General features: G+C 70.7%; 21 protein-coding genes. 11 read left to right on the top strand and 10 right to left on the bottom strand.

Going from position 1 to position 15370, the window contains the following annotated elements:
- Positions 1-7: 7 nt before the first annotated feature.
- Positions 8-145, top strand: coding sequence for a hypothetical protein (locus RWE79_RS12305; RefSeq protein WP_475940103.1), 138 nt, complete (start codon positions 8-10; stop codon positions 143-145).
- Here the strand turns inward: RWE79_RS12305 and RWE79_RS12300 are convergent.
- Positions 116-694: a TetR/AcrR family transcriptional regulator gene (locus RWE79_RS12300; protein WP_475940102.1), complete on the bottom strand. Its 579-nt coding sequence runs from the start codon at positions 692-694 to the stop codon at positions 116-118. The genes RWE79_RS12305 and RWE79_RS12300 overlap by 30 nt on opposite strands.
- Before the next feature lie 90 nt (positions 695-784).
- Between RWE79_RS12300 and RWE79_RS12295 the strand changes: the two genes are divergently transcribed.
- The 4 genes from RWE79_RS12295 (at position 785) to RWE79_RS12280 (ending at position 3060) form a co-directional block, all read left to right on the top strand.
- Positions 785-1231, top strand: coding sequence for an anthrone oxygenase family protein (locus RWE79_RS12295; RefSeq protein ID WP_475940101.1), 447 nt, complete (start codon positions 785-787; stop codon positions 1229-1231).
- A 148-nt stretch (positions 1232-1379) separates the two neighbouring features.
- Positions 1380-1820, top strand: a complete 441-nt coding sequence (locus RWE79_RS12290) for a DUF4267 domain-containing protein (RefSeq protein ID WP_475940100.1) — start codon at positions 1380-1382, stop codon at positions 1818-1820.
- A gap of 115 nt (positions 1821-1935) precedes the next feature.
- A complete protein-coding gene (locus tag RWE79_RS12285) occupies positions 1936-2844 on the top strand; it encodes an aminoglycoside phosphotransferase family protein (protein ID WP_475940099.1) in 909 nt (302 codons plus the stop codon).
- Positions 2845-2916: 72 nt separating this feature from the next.
- On the top strand, positions 2917-3060 hold the full coding sequence (locus RWE79_RS12280; protein WP_475940098.1) for a hypothetical protein: 144 nt from the start codon (positions 2917-2919) through the stop codon (positions 3058-3060).
- A 223-nt stretch (positions 3061-3283) separates the two neighbouring features.
- On the opposite strand, the gene RWE79_RS12275 is transcribed toward RWE79_RS12280, so the two are convergent.
- The 3 genes from RWE79_RS12275 to RWE79_RS12265 all read right to left on the bottom strand — a co-directional run bounded on the left by RWE79_RS12275 (position 3284) and on the right by RWE79_RS12265 (position 5723).
- Entirely contained in the window at positions 3284-3949 is a 666-nt protein-coding gene (locus tag RWE79_RS12275) for an HAD-IA family hydrolase (RefSeq protein ID WP_475940097.1), read from the bottom strand.
- 185 nt (positions 3950-4134) lie between these two features.
- Complete coding sequence (locus RWE79_RS12270) at positions 4135-4641, bottom strand: hypothetical protein (protein ID WP_475945767.1); 507 nt, start codon at positions 4639-4641, stop codon at positions 4135-4137.
- Between the two features lie 137 nt (positions 4642-4778).
- A complete protein-coding gene (locus RWE79_RS12265; protein WP_475940096.1) occupies positions 4779-5723 on the bottom strand; it encodes a peptidoglycan-binding domain-containing protein in 945 nt (314 codons plus the stop codon).
- Positions 5724-5887: 164 nt separating this feature from the next.
- Here RWE79_RS12265 and RWE79_RS12260 point away from each other — a divergent pair, with 164 nt between their 5' ends.
- The 3 genes from RWE79_RS12260 to RWE79_RS12250 all read left to right on the top strand — a co-directional run bounded on the left by RWE79_RS12260 (position 5888) and on the right by RWE79_RS12250 (position 9398).
- A complete protein-coding gene (locus RWE79_RS12260; RefSeq protein WP_475940095.1) occupies positions 5888-7966 on the top strand; it encodes an MDR family MFS transporter in 2079 nt (692 codons plus the stop codon).
- An 86-nt stretch (positions 7967-8052) separates the two neighbouring features.
- The gene (locus RWE79_RS12255) at positions 8053-8691 is read left to right on the top strand and encodes a hypothetical protein (protein ID WP_475940094.1); all 639 of its coding nucleotides are present in this window, start codon (positions 8053-8055) and stop codon (positions 8689-8691) included.
- Positions 8691-9398 (top strand): hypothetical protein, encoded by a 708-nt coding sequence (locus RWE79_RS12250; RefSeq protein WP_475940093.1) that lies wholly within the window; start codon positions 8691-8693, stop codon positions 9396-9398. Before RWE79_RS12255 ends, RWE79_RS12250 begins: the two co-directional genes overlap by 1 nt.
- A gap of 20 nt (positions 9399-9418) precedes the next feature.
- Here the strand turns inward: RWE79_RS12250 and RWE79_RS12245 are convergent, their stop codons facing one another.
- The 3 genes from RWE79_RS12245 to RWE79_RS12235 form a co-directional block, all read right to left on the bottom strand.
- A complete protein-coding gene (locus RWE79_RS12245) occupies positions 9419-9652 on the bottom strand; it encodes a DUF7848 domain-containing protein (RefSeq protein WP_475940092.1) in 234 nt (77 codons plus the stop codon).
- Positions 9577-9750, bottom strand: a complete 174-nt coding sequence (locus tag RWE79_RS12240; RefSeq protein ID WP_475940091.1) for a DUF7848 domain-containing protein — start codon at positions 9748-9750, stop codon at positions 9577-9579. Before RWE79_RS12240 ends, RWE79_RS12245 begins: the two co-directional genes overlap by 76 nt.
- 325 nt (positions 9751-10075) lie before the next feature.
- Positions 10076-11257, bottom strand: a complete 1182-nt coding sequence (locus tag RWE79_RS12235; protein WP_475940090.1) for a helix-turn-helix domain-containing protein — start codon at positions 11255-11257, stop codon at positions 10076-10078.
- A 25-nt stretch (positions 11258-11282) separates the two neighbouring features.
- Between RWE79_RS12235 and RWE79_RS12230 the strand changes: the two genes are divergently transcribed.
- Entirely contained in the window at positions 11283-11570 is a 288-nt protein-coding gene (locus tag RWE79_RS12230) for a hypothetical protein (protein WP_475940089.1), read from the top strand.
- Between the two features lie 124 nt (positions 11571-11694).
- Here RWE79_RS12230 and RWE79_RS12225 read toward each other — a convergent pair whose 3' ends face one another.
- Positions 11695-12012, bottom strand: coding sequence for an antibiotic biosynthesis monooxygenase family protein (locus tag RWE79_RS12225; RefSeq protein WP_475940088.1), 318 nt, complete (start codon positions 12010-12012; stop codon positions 11695-11697).
- Between the two features lie 105 nt (positions 12013-12117).
- Between RWE79_RS12225 and RWE79_RS12220 the strand changes: the two genes are divergently transcribed.
- The gene (locus RWE79_RS12220) at positions 12118-12426 is read left to right on the top strand and encodes a DUF2087 domain-containing protein (RefSeq protein ID WP_475940087.1); all 309 of its coding nucleotides are present in this window, start codon (positions 12118-12120) and stop codon (positions 12424-12426) included.
- Here the strand turns inward: RWE79_RS12220 and RWE79_RS12215 are convergent.
- Complete coding sequence (locus RWE79_RS12215; protein WP_475940086.1) at positions 12402-13664, bottom strand: cytochrome P450; 1263 nt, start codon at positions 13662-13664, stop codon at positions 12402-12404. The genes RWE79_RS12220 and RWE79_RS12215 overlap by 25 nt on opposite strands.
- Before the next feature lie 235 nt (positions 13665-13899).
- Here RWE79_RS12215 and RWE79_RS12210 point away from each other — a divergent pair, with 235 nt between their 5' ends.
- A complete protein-coding gene (locus RWE79_RS12210; protein WP_475940085.1) occupies positions 13900-15069 on the top strand; it encodes a steroid 3-ketoacyl-CoA thiolase in 1170 nt (389 codons plus the stop codon).
- Positions 15070-15118: 49 nt separating this feature from the next.
- Here RWE79_RS12210 and RWE79_RS12205 read toward each other — a convergent pair whose 3' ends face one another.
- Positions 15119-15352: a hypothetical protein gene (locus RWE79_RS12205; RefSeq protein ID WP_475940084.1), complete on the bottom strand. Its 234-nt coding sequence runs from the start codon at positions 15350-15352 to the stop codon at positions 15119-15121.
- Positions 15353-15370 lie beyond the last annotated feature (18 nt).

The following is a 15370-nucleotide window of genomic DNA, read 5'->3' as shown; positions in this document are numbered from 1 at the left end:
CCTGCGGGTGGACACCATCGCCGCGGCGAACGCGAAACTGATCGAGGCGCAGGCGAAGGTGCCGATCGTGAAGCGGGCCGAGGCCCCCCGGCTGCGTGCCCGCCGGGATGGGGTGTCAGAGCACGGCGAGCCGGTCCACCAGTAGCTCCACCCTCTGCGCGGCGTCCTCCGGCAGCAGCCGTCCCGCCCGGGCCAGGGTCGCAAGGCCGTGCAGGGACGCCCAGAACACCTCGGTGAACAGCCCCGGGTGGACACCGTCCCCGGCGACCTCGCCCAGGCTCTCCAGCAGCGCGGCGAACGCGTCCTTGAGAGCTGCCGGGGTGTCCTCCTGTGCGAAGGCCAGGCCACCGTCGAGCTGGAACAGGGCGTCGTAGACCGCCGGGTTGCGTGCGGCGAAGTCGAGGTAGGCGCGGGCGAGGGCGGCGACCCGAGCGCGCGGACCGTCCGCGGCGGCGGTCGCGGCCCGCAGCGCCGCGGCCATCTCGGCAGCGCCCTTGAGGGCGACGGCACCGATGATCTCGCGCTTGCCGCGGAAATGGCTGTAGAGGACGGGCTGGCTGTACTCGATGCGCTCGGCGAGCCGACGCGTGGTGACCGCGTCCCAGCCATGCTGCTCGGCGAGTTCGCGGGCCGTCGCCACGATGAGGCGCTCGCGGACCGCCCGCTCGCGCTCCTTGCGTTCCTGTACCGACATGACTCGATCCTAGCACCGCTAGACAAGGGAGCGGCAGCAGTACTAGCGTTACTTCGTAAGCTAGCGGCACTAGATCCTGGAGGGGTCATCATGCTCAACGCACTCGAGGTGTTCACCACTGTGGTCGTCGGCGTGATGGTGGGGGTGGAGTTCTCCGTCGCCTTCGTCATGAAACGGATCTTCGACGCACTCCCCGAGGACAGCGGTCAGCTCGGCCGCGCCCACGGGGGCCGGATGCTCGGCGCCGTGATGCCGTTCTGGTACATCGGCTCGCTCGTCCTGAGCGCGGTCTGGGCCATCGCCGGATGGCATCACCACGGCACCGGCCTCGTCGTCACCGCCGCCGCGCTGCTGATCCTCAGTGTGATCATGTCGCTCCTGCTGCTCGTCCCGATCAACAACCGGAGCAGGACGTGGACCCCCGAGAACCGACCCGAGGACTGGAAGGAGCAGAGCAACCGCTGGGACCGCTGGCACTACGTCCGCGTCGCCGTTCTCATCGGCACCTTCACCCTGCTGGTCGCCGCCCTCACCTGATATCGAAGTCGCTCAGATCCCACAACGGCGCTCCCGACGAGCTACGCCCCTCGATCAGCCGCGTCCGCGCGGCGTGATCGGGCCCTGCACGACTCAGCAAGCTCCACGAAGCTCACCAAGTTGGCGAAGACTCGCAAGGAGAAGAACAATGTCGCTGAAGAAGGTCAACACCGTCCTGGCCGCCGCCTTCATCCTCTTCATCCTCTGGTTCGGGATGGAGTTCATCCTGAGCCCGGAGACGACGGCGCCGGGCTTCGGCCTTCCGAGCTGGCCGTCCGGTGACGGCGACGGCTTCCTGATCATCAAGGGAATCCGCGACGTCGTCCTGGCCCTGGTCCTGGGCATCCTGCTGGTGACGGGCCACCGCCGGGCGCTGGGCTGGGTACTGCTGGTGGAGGCCCTCGCCGCGTACGGCGACATGGCCACCGTGCTGGCCCACCACGGCTCCGTGGCCACCGCGCTCGGCGTCCACGGCCTGACCGCGACGCTGATGGTGGTCAACGGGCTGCTGATAATGCGCGAGACCCGCAAGGTCGCGGCCGCTGCGGCAACGCCCGCTGCGGCAACGCCCGCCCCGCAGCCCGCCTGAGGCCACCTTGGCGCGTGTCGGTATTCGCCTGTCAGTGCCCGCCGGGAAAGGCAAGGCGCACGAAGTCGCACGAAGTCATTGGCTTCCCGTTCCATCTGGCGAGGAGACTTCCGACGTGACGCTTCACGAGAATGAGATCCCAGTCGACGAGACGCTGGTCCGAGCACTACTGAAGGCACAGCGCCCGGAGTGGGCTGGCCTACCGTTGTCGCCCGCAGGCGCGGGTACGGACAACACCATGTATCGGCTGGGCCATGACCTGCTCGTGCGACTTCCACGAACCGCCGACAACGGGCAGTCCGTGCGGAAGGAACAGGAATGGCTTCCTCGCCTGGCGCCCCACCTTGCCTGTCCGATTCCCGAGCCTGTCCATGCGGGGACGCCCACCGATGCCTTCCCAATGGTCTGGTCGGTCTACCGCTGGATTGACGGTGACGAAGCCAGCCCGGACGCCGTCCGGGACTGGGCCGTCTTCGGAGCGGACCTCGCGGCGATCGTGAGGGAACTCCACCGCATCGACCTCATGGGAGCCACCCGCACTGACGGCCTCAGCTGGTACCGCGGAGGCAGCCTGGAGCCGTGCGACCAGTGGATCACTGGGTGTCTCAACGACTGCCGTGCCACGGTGGGTTCTGAGCTCGACTTTGACACTCTGGAACAGTTGTGGCGAGCCGCGCTCGCACTGCCCGAGCCCTCCGGGCCTCACGTGTGGCTCCACGGCGACCTCAAGCCGACCAATCTCTTGGTCCGGGAAGGCAAGCTCCACGCAGTTATCGACTTCGGAGGACTCTCGGTCGGCTTTCCCGACGCCGAGCACTCCACAGTCTGGGACTTGCCGCCACAAGCCCGACAGGCCTACTGGGACACCTTGAACCTCGATTATTTGACCTGGACCCGGGCTCGCGCCTGGGCGGTCGCGGTGGGCGTCAGTGGGATCTCCTACTACTGGGACACCTTCCCCGCCTTCGTCGCCGAATGCCGAGCACGTCTTCAGTCAATCCTCGCCGACGCCGCTACGCGTTGAGTGGCCTCCCCGGCCCAGGAGGAAGGGCAATACGGCGCAGGTTCTATGACACGCGGCAGAACGCCGCGCGGAATGGAGCACCTTCGCCGGCACCTCTCCACTCAGCTCGTCTCACCGAAGCTGCACCACCCAGGTCACAGCGTCATCGACAGCTCACTCAGGCGGGTCGGTGATGTGCTGCTGGCCGAGGGAGCGTCCGGACTGGCTCTGGCCTGAGGCGATCATGAACGGTCCTGTTCGAGGAGTTGCCCAACAGGCTGGGTTCCTCGGTGAACCGGCGACAGTTGCATACGAGAGCACACCAGTACCGGGGCCGTAGTAAGCCGGTGGCCGCGATCGTTCGCCAGGTCGCCCGGCGTCACACGCGGGCCGCGCGGGATGCGGGCCGAGCGGGCCCGCGTGACGTGCGGGCCCGCGGGATGCGGGCCGAGCGGATGCGTCAGACGGCGCTCGGCGCCGCGATGTGCAGGACGAGGCCGCCGTCCGCGGTGGCCTCGACCCGCACCTGCTCCAGGGAGTCCACATGGGCGGTCGGAGCGTGCGCGGCGGCGCGGGGGCCGACGCCGACGACCCGCATCCCGGCGGCGCGGCCGGCGGCGATACCGACCTCGGAGTCCTCGAACACCACGCAGTCCTGCGGGGCGTGGCCCAGCTCGGCGGCGCCCTTGAGGAAGCCCTCCGGGTCCGGCTTGCTGGCACTGACGCGCTCCGCCGTCACCATGACGTCGGGCATCGGCAGGTCCGCCGCGGTCATCCGGGCCCGGGCGAGGGCGTCGTCGGCGGAGGTGACCAGGGCGTGCGGGAGACTTTGGATCGCGGCCAGGAAGGCGGGCGCCCCGGCGATCGGCACGACGCCGTCGGTGTCGGCGGTCTCCTGGGCGAGCAGTTCGCGGTTCTCGGTGTGGTTGAGCTCCATCGGGCGGTCCGGCAGCAGCACCGCCATCGTGGCGTAGCCCTGGCGGCCGTGCACCACCTTCATCACCGCGTCGCCGTCCAGGCCCTGCCGGACGGCCCAGCCGCGCCAGCAGCGTTCCACCACGGCATCGGAATTGACGAGGGTCCCGTCCATGTCCAGCAGTAGGGCGCGGGCGGAAAGCGACGGCATACGTACTCCTCACAGATACTCAGTGGCCCCGCCCGCCGGTCAGGGGAAACGGGCGGAACCACTTTGTTCCTACACGATACAAAACCAGGAGGGCTTTGCGCCAGGGGGGTCCCCATGGTCATCCGTGAGCCCGGCCCCGGCTGCCCGGCCTGCTCTGCTCGCCCGGCCCGCCCTGCCCGCCCGTCTCAGTCCACGTACTGCAGCAGCCCCCAGGTGAAGTGGGCCGTCCGCGTCCTGCCCTCCGCCGGGTCCGTGAAGCGCAGCCGCCAGCGGGTGGGCGCGTCGCCCTCCATCGGCACCGCCGGTGCGAAGGCCCCGGCCACCTCGTCGACCGTGCAGGTCCACGGCGCCAGGTCGGCGGCCGTGCGCAGCTCCGGGCCGGCCTGACCGGGGGCCCGGATCAGCCACTCGTTCCAGGTCGCGCCGCCGCGCGGGGCGCACAGCACCTCGAAGCGCAGCGTCGGCCACAACGGCACCTTCCAGCGCGGCGCCCGGCAGGTCAGATCGCCGATCCGGCGGGTCTCCTCCGCCTCCGGCTCGCCGAGCGCGATCCGGTAACGCCGCTCGCCCCGGGGGCCGTTGCGGGCGTGCGCCCACGCCTGCCAGCGGCGGTTCGCCTCGCGCAGGTCGGCGTAGGTCGCGTTCAGGGTGCGCAGGGCGTCCTCGACGAGGGCGGGCTGGTGGTCCGCCATGCGCCGGAGGAGGACGAGCTGGAATTCCGGCGGGCCGAAGCCTTCAGTAGCCACGGCGCGATTGTGCCAGCCGTGCGGCCGGCGGCTGGGCGGCCGGCGGCTGGGCGGCCGGGCGGCCGGGCGACGGCCGGGCCGCCCTACGGCTCCTGCGTGCGCGACTCCAGGGAGGCCCGGGTGTGTGTCCCGTAGACGCCGTCGGAGTCGCCCTGGACCCGGTAGACGGACTGGTACCGCGAGACCGCCTCGCGGACGTCGGAGTCGTAGACGCCGTCGTCCGCGCCTGTGTAGAGCAGGACCTGCCCCAGCCGTTTCTGGAGTTCGACGACCTCGGTGCCCTGGTCGCCCTGACGGAGTACGGGGGCGGTGGTGGCGGACGGGGAGCCCGAGGGCCGGCGGGAGGCGGACGCGGAGGCCGAGGTGGAGGACCTGGAGGGTGTCGCCGAGGCGGACGCGGCGGTTCCGGCGGCGGCGCCGGTGGTCCGGGAGGCCGAGGGGGTGACGGAGGCCGGGGCGGTGGCCGACGGGCTCGCCGTACCGGAGCGGGAGGAGCTGGGGGAGGGGCCGCCCGAGCCGGAGCCGGAGCCGGACGGCAGCACCAGGTCGGGCGCCGAGGTGCCGTTGTCGGGGTGGGCGCGGTCGGCGCGGTCGCTCCCGCCGAGGAGCTGGCCGGCCAGAACGACCGCGCCGACGGCGACCACGGTGGCCGTAGCGGCTGCGGCGACCACGACCGGCCCCCGCCGGCGGCGCGGGCGCGGCTGTTCCGCCCGGTCGGGCCGGTCGGGCAGCAGCACCGGCCCGGGCACCTCGACCGCCCCGACCGCCCCGACCGCCCCAGCCACCCCGGCCGCCCCGGGCGTTTCCGCCACGACGGGCAGTGGCGCGGTGGGCAGCGGCGCGGGTACGTCGGAGGCGTCGTCGCCCGGCAGGGCCACATAGGGCCGGACCCGCAGCGGGTGGAAGTCCTCGGCCTCCGGCACGACGTCCTCCCGCAGCGCCGCGCGGTTGGCGCAGCCGCAGCCGGGCTGCCCGCTGTCGGTCTCCGTGGGAGCGTTGCATATCGGGCAGTGCTCGACCGTGTCCACCGGTGTACCCCTCCATCGGTCCAGAGCTGTGATTATGCAGATTTCGTGACCGCGGCCCTCGGCCGCCCCTGGCCCCGGCGGCCGTACAAATGGCGCCAATAGTGATGATCGGTGTGAATATTGATCGGAGAACCGAAGCCAGAACCGAAGCGAGGAGCGCGGCAATGGCGCAGGACACGACATCCGAGGCTGTTCCCGGTACCAACCCCCCGGGTCACGGCGCCGTCGGCGGGCGCAGTGTGAACGTGGCGATCGGCGCCCTGGCCCTCGGATTGCTGCTGGCCGCGCTGGACCAGACGATCGTGTCGACGGCGCTGCCGACCATCGTCAGCGACCTGGGCGGCCTGGAGCACCTGTCGTGGGTGGTCACCGCCTACCTGCTGGCGTCGACGGCCGCGACCCCGCTGTGGGGGAAGCTGGGCGACATGTACGGGCGGAAGAAGCTCTTCCAGTCCGTGATCGTCATCTTCCTCATCGGCTCGGCGCTCTGCGGCATCTCCCAGAGCATGGGCGAACTGATCGCCTTCCGCGCCCTGCAGGGCCTGGGCGGCGGCGGCCTGATCGCCCTGTCGATGGCGATCGTCGGCGACATCGTGCCGCCCCGCGACCGGGGCCGCTACCAGGGCGTGTTCGGCGGGGTGTTCGGGGCGGCGAGTGTGCTGGGACCGCTGCTGGGCGGGGTGTTCGTCGACCATCTCACCTGGCGCTGGGTGTTCTACATCAACCTGCCCATCGGGGTGGTCGCCCTCGCCGTCATCGCCGCCGTCCTGCACATTCCGGTACGCCGCGCCACCCACCGCATCGACTACCTCGGCATGGCCCTGGTCGCCGCCGCCGCGACCTCCCTGGTCCTGATGACCTCCCTGGGCGGTACGACCTGGCCCTGGGACTCCCCGCAGATCATCGGGCTCGCCGTGCTGGGCGTCGCGCTGATCGCCGCCTTCGTCGTCGTCGAGCGCCGCGCCGACGAACCCGTACTGCCCCCGCGCCTGTTCCGGATCCGCACCTTCTGGCTCTGCTCGGTGATCTCGTTCGTCATCGGCTTCGCGATGTTCGGCGCGCTGACCTTTCTGCCGACCTTCCTCCAGGTGGTCCACGGCTACTCGCCGACCCTGTCGGGTGTGCACATGATCCCGATGGTGATCGGCATGCTGCTGTCGTCGACCATCTCGGGGCAGATCGTCTCCCGCACCGGCCACTACAAGATCTTCCCGATCCTGGGCACGGCGGTGACCGTCGTCGGGCTGCTTCTGCTGCACCGGCTCGACGAGTTCACCTCCACCTGGGTGATGAGCCTGTACTTCCTGGTCTTCGGCCTCGGACTGGGCCTGGTGATGCAGGTGCTGATCCTCGCCGTGCAGAACGCCGTCGGTTACGAGGACCTGGGCTCCGCCACCTCCGGCGCGACCTTCTTCCGCTCGATCGGCGCGTCCTTCGGCGTCTCGATCTTCGGCACGATCTTCACCAGCACGCTCAACGACAAGGTGGGTTCGGCACTGGCCGGCCGGCCGCTGCCGGCCGGTTTCCAGCCGTCCACCATCGTCTCCGACCCGCGCTCGGTCGCCCAGCTCCCGGCGTCGCTGCGCCCGGCCGTGCTGCACGCCTTCTCCGTCTCGATCACCAGTGTCTTCCTCTACGCGGTGCCGGTGGTCCTGGTCGCCTTCGTCCTGGCGTGGCTGCTCAAGGAGCAGCCGCTGCGCGGCTCGGTCACCGTCCCCGACGCCAGCGAGACGATCGGCATCAACCCGGTCGAACGCTCCTCGCTGGACGAGATCGCCCGCGGGCTCACCCTCCTCGGCAGCCGGGAGGCCCGGCGCGATCTGTACGTACGCATCACCGCGCTGGCCGGGCTCGACCTCTGCCCGGGATCCAGCTGGCTGCTGCTGCGGATCGCCAGGACCGGTTCGGTCGACCCGGTGGATCTCGCGCTGCACGCCACCGCACCGCGCGAGGTCATCGAACGGGCGGCGGTCGAGATCGAGGAACAGCACCTCGCCCGGCGCGACGGCAATCCGCTGGTGCTCACCGAGCGCGGCCAGGAGGTCGTGGCGCTGCTCACCGAGGCCCGCCGCAAGGTCCTCGCCGACCTGCTCGGCGACTGGGACGCCGACCGGTACGCCGATCTCGCCGCACTGCTCAACAAGCTCGCCGGCGAGCTGTGCGGCCGGGACACCGACCGGCCGGACGGCCGGGAGGACCAGAAAGCCTCCGCCAAATACAGGCCCGGCGAGACAGTTACTTGACGTAGCGGGCGTTTCGGCCCGGGCTGCGCGGCAACCCGATGCCCAACGGCATTGGTAAGCACCGTAGTCCAGCCTGAGGGGCAGCTATGACAACCGGCATCATCATCGCCGCGATCGTGATCGTTCTCGCGATCGTGGTCGCGGTCGGATTCGGCGCCGCACGGTCCGGCGGCCGTACGGGCAGCCTGAAGCGGCGTTTCGGCCCCGAGTACGAACGCGTGCTCGCCCGGCACGACGGCGACGAGGCCGCCGCCGACCAGGAACTCCAGGAGCGGGTGGAGCGGCACGGCGCTATCAAGGTCCGGCCGCTGACCTGGCAGGAGCGGGAGCGCTACGCGGCCGAGTGGACCGGCGTCCAGGAGCGGTTCGTCGACTCGCCGACCCAGGCCGTCGCCGAGGCCCGCACGCTCCTCGAACGGCTCGTCCAGGACCGCGGTTACCCCGACGCGGCCTCCGGCGAGCAGGTCGACGCCCTCTCCGTCCACCGGCCCCGGCACGTCCAGACCTACCGCAACGTGCGGTCCGCGGACGAGAACAGCTCGACGGAGGAGCTGCGCACCGTCCTCGTACAGGCCCGTGAGCTCTTCGACGACCTCGCGAAGGCCGACCGCAACGACCCCGAACCCGGCAACGGCACCAACAACGACACCAACAACGACACCAACGGCAAGGGCATCAAGCACCGTGCCGCCCGAGTCCATCTCTCGTCGAGGAGCAACAGCTGATGAACGAGCCGCAGCAGAACACCGAGCCGCAGCGCCCCGTCAAGGAGCCGCGCACCGCGGCCACGCCCGGGACGCCCGAGCCGCGCCCGGCGAGTGCGGCGGGTACGGCGGGTACGACCGGTGGCACCGAGCCGCGGACCACCGGAACGCCCGAGCCCCGCACCGACACGCGCACCGAGCCGCGCACGGCCGACCGCACCGACACGCGCACCGACACCCGCACCGAGCCGCGCACGGCCGACCGCACCGACCGCACCGACGGCCGTCGGTCCACCCCCACCCCCACCCCCGACCGGACCGCCGACCGGACCGCCACGGGCGCCACCCCCACCACCGACCGGACCGCCACGGGCGCCGACCGCACTGCCGACCTCACCGCCCCCGGCTCCGACCGCACCGACCGGCACGAGAGCCGGCACGCCATCAGGCCGGACCACAACGGCGGCCACGACAGCGGCCACGACAGCGGCCACGGCGATGACGACAAGCTCGCCGCACGCCTGCAGCAGGCGGTCAGCGGTTTCGTCGACCAGCCCCGGCACGCCGTCGAGGAGGCCGACCGCGTCCTGGACGAGGCCCTGGCCCGGCTGCGTTCCTCGTGGCAGGGCGAAGGTGCCGGGACGTCCGCCGACACCGAGGAACTGCGGGTCGTCCTGCGCCAGTACCGCGAGGTCGTCCAGCAGCTGCTGACCCCCAAGGCCGGCTGACCGCCCCGCACCACCACCGCTCACATCACAAGGGGAGCCGCCCGTCCCGGACCACCGGGAGGGCGGCTCCCCTGGTCCGTATCCTCAGCAGTCTCCACAGCGCGGTACGGGTTGCCGGGGGAGGGATCGACCCGCCAGAAGCCCAGAACCCTGGGCTGATACCGGCGATGGCCCGGATTCAGCCCCGTGTGCTTGAGCGCCCAGACCTCCACCGGCAGACGGTCGTGTCCACCGCGGGCGACTCCGCCCCGCACACGATGCACCGCACCGAGAAGATGCCTTCCGGCGCGCCCGCACCCGTCTCGACGCTCAACGTCCACTCGGCCGCCTTGATGACCGTCCGGGCACCCATCAGCACCCCCGCCCAAGGCTGCGCCGGTTCGCCTCGGCCACCCGATCGCTCAGGGACTCGGCAGTGCTGAGCGGCCGGACGTTCTCCGGACGCGCGTCCCACTCGCACCCGCCGTCCCTCGGGCGAAGCTGCACATAGGGGCCCATGTGCCCCATGACGCGCCCGATCTCGTCCCGGGCGGTGTCCAGGACCAGCGTTCCGACTCCGTGTTCCCGGGCTTCCATGGTTCTCTCTCGCGCTGCCATGGAACACGACGCTACGGATGCCCTCGCGGGCCATCAACGGCACTTTGACGGGATGTCAGTCCGAAGTGCCACCCGCAGCGTCACATGGGTACCCCGATCGCGTCTGCCAGGCTTCTCATATCAGTAGTGAGCGTGCGCCGCTTGGCGATGACGCGGCCGAAGATGTCCCGTGCGTACCGTTGATTGGGAAGCCACTGCGGGGCCGACTCCCGAATCCGCTGCAGGATTTCGACGGTCTTCGCGTAGTCGCGTGAACGTGCGTGAGCTTCCGCGACATCCAGCAGGTGACGGTTCCGATTGTTGGAGGTGGGCCGCATCCCGTCCGTGGGGATGCGAGCGGCAAGTCTGAGAACCAGGTCCGGCCGGTCAATGATCATGGCGTTCTCGGTTCGTTTCAGTGCCACGGTGACGGGCCCGAACGCCTTGAGGAAGTCGCCTCCGGGTGCGAATTCACGTCCCACGGCCACGGCTGCGGAATTGGCGTACCGCAGCGCGTCCTCGGCTTCACCGGGCCGGTTGTCGCGGATCGCGGCAGCCGAGGCACGCAGCAGCAACCATCCCCATGCGCTCAGTTCGGAGGGGGTTGCCCGCGAGATGCGGGGCTCCACTTCGTCGGCCCACCGAATGGCCAGTTCCCGTGCCTCGCTGAGCCGCCCCCGCCGCAGCAGCAGCCAGCACTGCGTGTTGACGGTCGCGGCTCCCTGGATTCGGTCGGAGGCGTCACCCAAGGATCGCCCGAGAGCGGTTTCCGCCGCATCGAACTGGCGCGTCTGGGTGAGCAGCCACCCCGTTAGTTGCATGAGCCGTACGCGTACGTCACGCCCCTCGCTTCCGGTTTCTGCCAATACGTCAGCGTCTCGGATCAGCGGGGGGAGGATGATGCTCAACTCCGAGAATCGGTCGCCGGAGAAGAGCGGGAGTGCGGAATCAATGGCCGTACGGACCCCGGAAAGGGTGGGAGGTTCCTCCAGCCCGTCGGTTTGCACGGGAGCGGTGAGCGCACGCCGTACCGCCTCCCACTGATTCCCGGAGTCGGCGTTCGCCGGGTACTCGTCGCTCTGGGGCGGGATGAGTCCCGACGTCGGCACGCGCAGGGCCACCGCGAGCTGCCGGGCGGTCTCGAGCCGCGTGTCCGACCGCTCCCCCTGCTCCAGCTTCCTGATCAAGGAGAGCGATACGCCGGATTCAACCGCGAGTTCGCGCTGAGTCATGCCGCGTCGCTTGCGAATCTTTTGGAGTCGCTTGCCGATGTTGGCGCTCATGGTTCGAGAGTAGAGCGCCGACACTGTGGCGGCAGAGCGCTTCGGTAACCCGCTCACCATCCTCAGGAGCGCACCGGATCTCGGCGAGGCCCGGGGCGCTCCCGGGCAGGATGCCCGGGGGCCGGCAGAGCTGGCCCGCGTCTGCTCCGGGGCGGAGGACGAGTGGGCGACGCTGTGGGGCCGGCTCTTCGACGGGGGCGTCCGTGCTTGGCTGACGGCAGCAGCCATCGGCGTCGCTGCCGTGACTTGGTACTGGCGGACACTGCGGGGCGAGGCACGCTGGCGCCGGGAGGATGCCGAAGCGCCGGCGTGACACCGCCCGTCGCCGCGCGCTGTGCGGGGCCACCCGGCGCATGCGGAACTGGTGGGTCCGTTCGGCCCGGGGACGACGACGGCCCCCGCCGCGGGCGCGGTGGAGGCCGTCGTACCCGGCGGGGTCAGCTCTGCTTCGGGGCGGCCTGCTGGACGACCTCGAAGGACCACAGGTTCGAGCCGCTCGCCGCCGGCTTGGGGCGCTCGCCGCCGCCGGTGTGCGCGGCCTGCATCGGGCCGGACATCCAGGCCTGGAAGTCCTCCTCGCTGCGCCAGCGGGTGTACACCAGATACTGGTCGGTGCCCTCGACGGGACGCAGCAGCTCGAACCACTCGAAGCCGTCCGAGGCCTCCACGGCCCCGGCGCGCGAGGCGAACCGCTTCTCCAGGACGTCCCGCTGCTCGGCCGGGACACTCAGTACGTTGATCTTCACTACAGACATGCCCCCAGCCTCGCACGTCGGCGGTAAATGCGGTGCCGACGGGCCGGGCGCTGTGACACGCTCCGGCCGGGTCGCATCCGCTCACGGCAGCCGAGGAGTACCGCCATGCCCGCCACGCCCGCCATGCCCGTCACGCCCGCCACGCCCGCCGGTCGTCCTCCTGAGGTGTCCGCGCTCTTCTCGCGCGGGCGGCTGACCGCCATCCCGCGACGTGAGGTGCGTCGCGGGCAGCTTCTGGAGTATCTGGCCACGACCCTGTTCGAGCCGGACCGCGAGTACGGCGAGCGCGAGGTCAACGAGGCCCTGCTGACCGTGCACGAGGACTTCTCGGCGCTGCGCCGCTATCTGGTGGAGGCCGGCTGGCTCATCCGCCACCCCGACGGCAGTCGTTACTGGCGGGCCGATCTGCCGTAGCTGACGGGCAGTTCCTTGACGCCGTTGATCCATGCCGAGCGCAGCCGCCGGGGGTCCCCGGTGAGCCGGATGCCGGGGAGGGTGTCGGCGATGGCGTCGAAGATGAGGCCGATCTCCATGCGGGCGAGGCTGGCGCCCAGGCAGAAGTGCGGGCCGCCGCCGCCGAAGCCCAGGTGGGGGTTGGGGTCGCGGGTGATGTCGAACCGCTCGGGGTGGTCGAAGACCTCGGGGTCGTTGTTGGCGGAGGCGTAGAACAGGCCGACGCGGTCACCGGCCTTGATGTGGGCGCCGCCGAGTTCGGTGTCGCGGGTGGCGGTGCGCTGGAAGGACGTGATGGGGGTGGCCCAGCGCACGATCTCGTCGGCCGTGGTGGCCGGGCGCTGCTCGCGGAACAGTTCCCACTGCTCGGGGTGGGTGAGGAAGGCGTGCATGCCGTGGGTGATGGCGTTGCGGGTGGTCTCGTTGCCGGCGACGGCCAGGGTGAGGACGAAGAAGCCGAACTCGTCGTCGGTGAGGTTGCCCTCGTCCTCGGCGGCGACGAGCCGGGTGACGATGTCGTGGGCGGGGCATTTCTTGCGCTCGGCGGCCATGTTCATGGCGTACGAGATGAGTTCGATGGAGGCGTTGGTGCCGATCTCCTCGGTGATGGCGAGTTCGGGGTCGTCGTAGCCGACCATCGTGTTGGACCAGTCGAAGATCTTGGCGCGGTCCTCCTGCGGGACGCCGATCAGGTCCGCGATGGCCTGGAGCGGGAGTTCGGCGGCGATCTCGGTGACGAAGTTGCCGCCCTCGCGGGCCGCCGCGCCGGCCACGATCCGGGTCGCGCGCTCGCGCAGCGCGTCCTCCAGGGCGCGGATGGCGCGCGGGGTGAAGCCGCGCTGCACGATCTGGCGGAGCCGGGTGTGCTCGGGCGGGTCCTGGTTGAGGATGATCAGCTGCTGGGCTTCTATCCGTTCGCGTTTCATGTGCTCGCTGAAGCGGATGATCGCGGTGTTGGTGCGGGAGGAGAAGATCTCGGGGGCGACGGAGACGGCCTTGACGTCGGCGTGCCGGGTGACGGCCCAGTAGCCGTCGTCGCCGAAGCCGGCGACGCCGTGCGGCTGGGGGCACCACCACACCCGGTCGGTCCCGCGCAGGGTGGCGAGTTCGGGGAGCGGGATGGCACGCTGGTTGACGCCCGGGTCGGTGAAGTCGAAGCCTTCGGGGACGCCGTGGGGAAGCGCGGGGCACGAGGACATCGGCCGCTCCAAGTCCGGTAGGTCCGATGGGTGACGGACCGACATCTCTGACGGTCCATCAGATTTGAGGAGTGTTCCCGACGGTAGTAACGGGCGCGTCAGGCCGCAAGACGCGTGCACGCCCCTTGCGTGGTTGTACCGCCGGTAAGCAGACTGCTTCGTGGAACTAGAACGCGTACTAGTTCTGCCCCCCGCGGGCGCCGGGACGCCCCGCGGCCGAGGAGAGGACGAGGTCATGGCCGCAGAACCCGTCATCGTCGAAGCTGTACGCACCCCCATAGGCAAGCGCGGCGGCGCGCTCGCCAATCTGCACCCCGCCTACCTGCTGGGTGAGACGTACCGCGAACTGCTCGGCCGCACCGGCATCCAGCCCGACGCCGTCGAGCAGATCGTCGGCGGCACCGTCACCCACGCCGGCGAGCAGTCCATGAATCCCGCGCGCAACGCCTGGCTGGCCGTCGGGCTGCCGTACGAGACCGCCGCGACCACCGTGGACTGTCAGTGCGGCTCGTCGCAGCAGGCCAACCACATGGTCGCCAACATGGTCGCGGCCGGCGTCATCGACATCGGCATCGGCTGCGGGGTCGAGGCGATGTCGCGGGTGCCGCTGGGCAGCGGGTCCAAGCACGGGCCGGGCAAGCCGTTCCCCGACGAGTGGAACGTCGACCTGCCCAACCAGTTCGAGGCCGCCGAACGCATCGCCCGCCGGCGCGGCCTCACCCGGGAGAACGTCGACCGGCTCGGGCTGATCTCCCAGGAGCGGGCCGCCCGTGCCTGGGCCGAGGAACGCTTCAAGCGCGAGACCTTCGCCGTGCAGGTGCCGACGACGGAGGAGGAGCAGCTCGCCGGGCAGGGCATGTGGCGCCTGGTCGACCGCGACCAGGGGCTGCGCGACACCACCGCGGAGGCACTGGCCGGGCTGAAGCCGATCATGCCGACCGCCGTCCACACCGCGGGCAACTCCTCCCAGATCTCCGACGGCGCCGCCGCCGTGATGTGGGCCTCCAAACGCATGGCCCGGGCCCTGAAGCTCAGGCCCCGCGCCCGGATCGTCGCCCAGGCCCTGGTCGGCGCCGACCCGCACTACCACCTCGACGGGCCGGTCGACGCGACCAGGGCGGTACTCGGCAAGGCCGGCATGACGCTGCGCGAGATCGACGTCGTGGAGATCAACGAGGCCTTCGCCTCCGTCGTGCTGTCCTGGGCCCAGGTCTTCGACCAGGACCTGGAGAAGGTCAACGTCAACGGCGGCGCCATCGCGCTCGGCCACCCGGTGGGCGCGACGGGTGCCCGGCTGATCGCCACGGCCCTGCACGAACTGGAGCGTACGGACAAGGAGTTCGCCCTCATCACGATGTGCGCGGGCGGCGCGCTGGCGACCGGGACGATCCTCCAGCGGCTCTGACCGCCGGTCCGGGGCAGCCGGTCCGGGACCGCAGGTCCGGGGCAGCCGGTCAGGACAGCTGGTTGGGCTCCAGCGAGAAGAAGGTCACCTGGCAGACGGAGCGGATGAGCGACGGCAGTTGCAGCAGATGATCGGCGTGGATCCGGTTGTAGACGTCGTACCGGGTCATCCCGGGCTGGGGCGTGTACGTGCCGGAGAAGGTGCGCAGATTCTTGTAGTCGGCGCTGAAGGTGATGATGAAGCAGTACTCGACCAGGGGCTGGGCGGGGACGGGATGCGACATGGCCGCCTTTCGGGGGTG

The sequence above is a fragment of the Streptomyces sp. RLA131 genome, assembly GCF_056270125.1.
The sequence above is the reverse complement of the archived record's forward strand: the minus strand, read 5'-3'. Positions and strand labels throughout refer to the sequence as shown.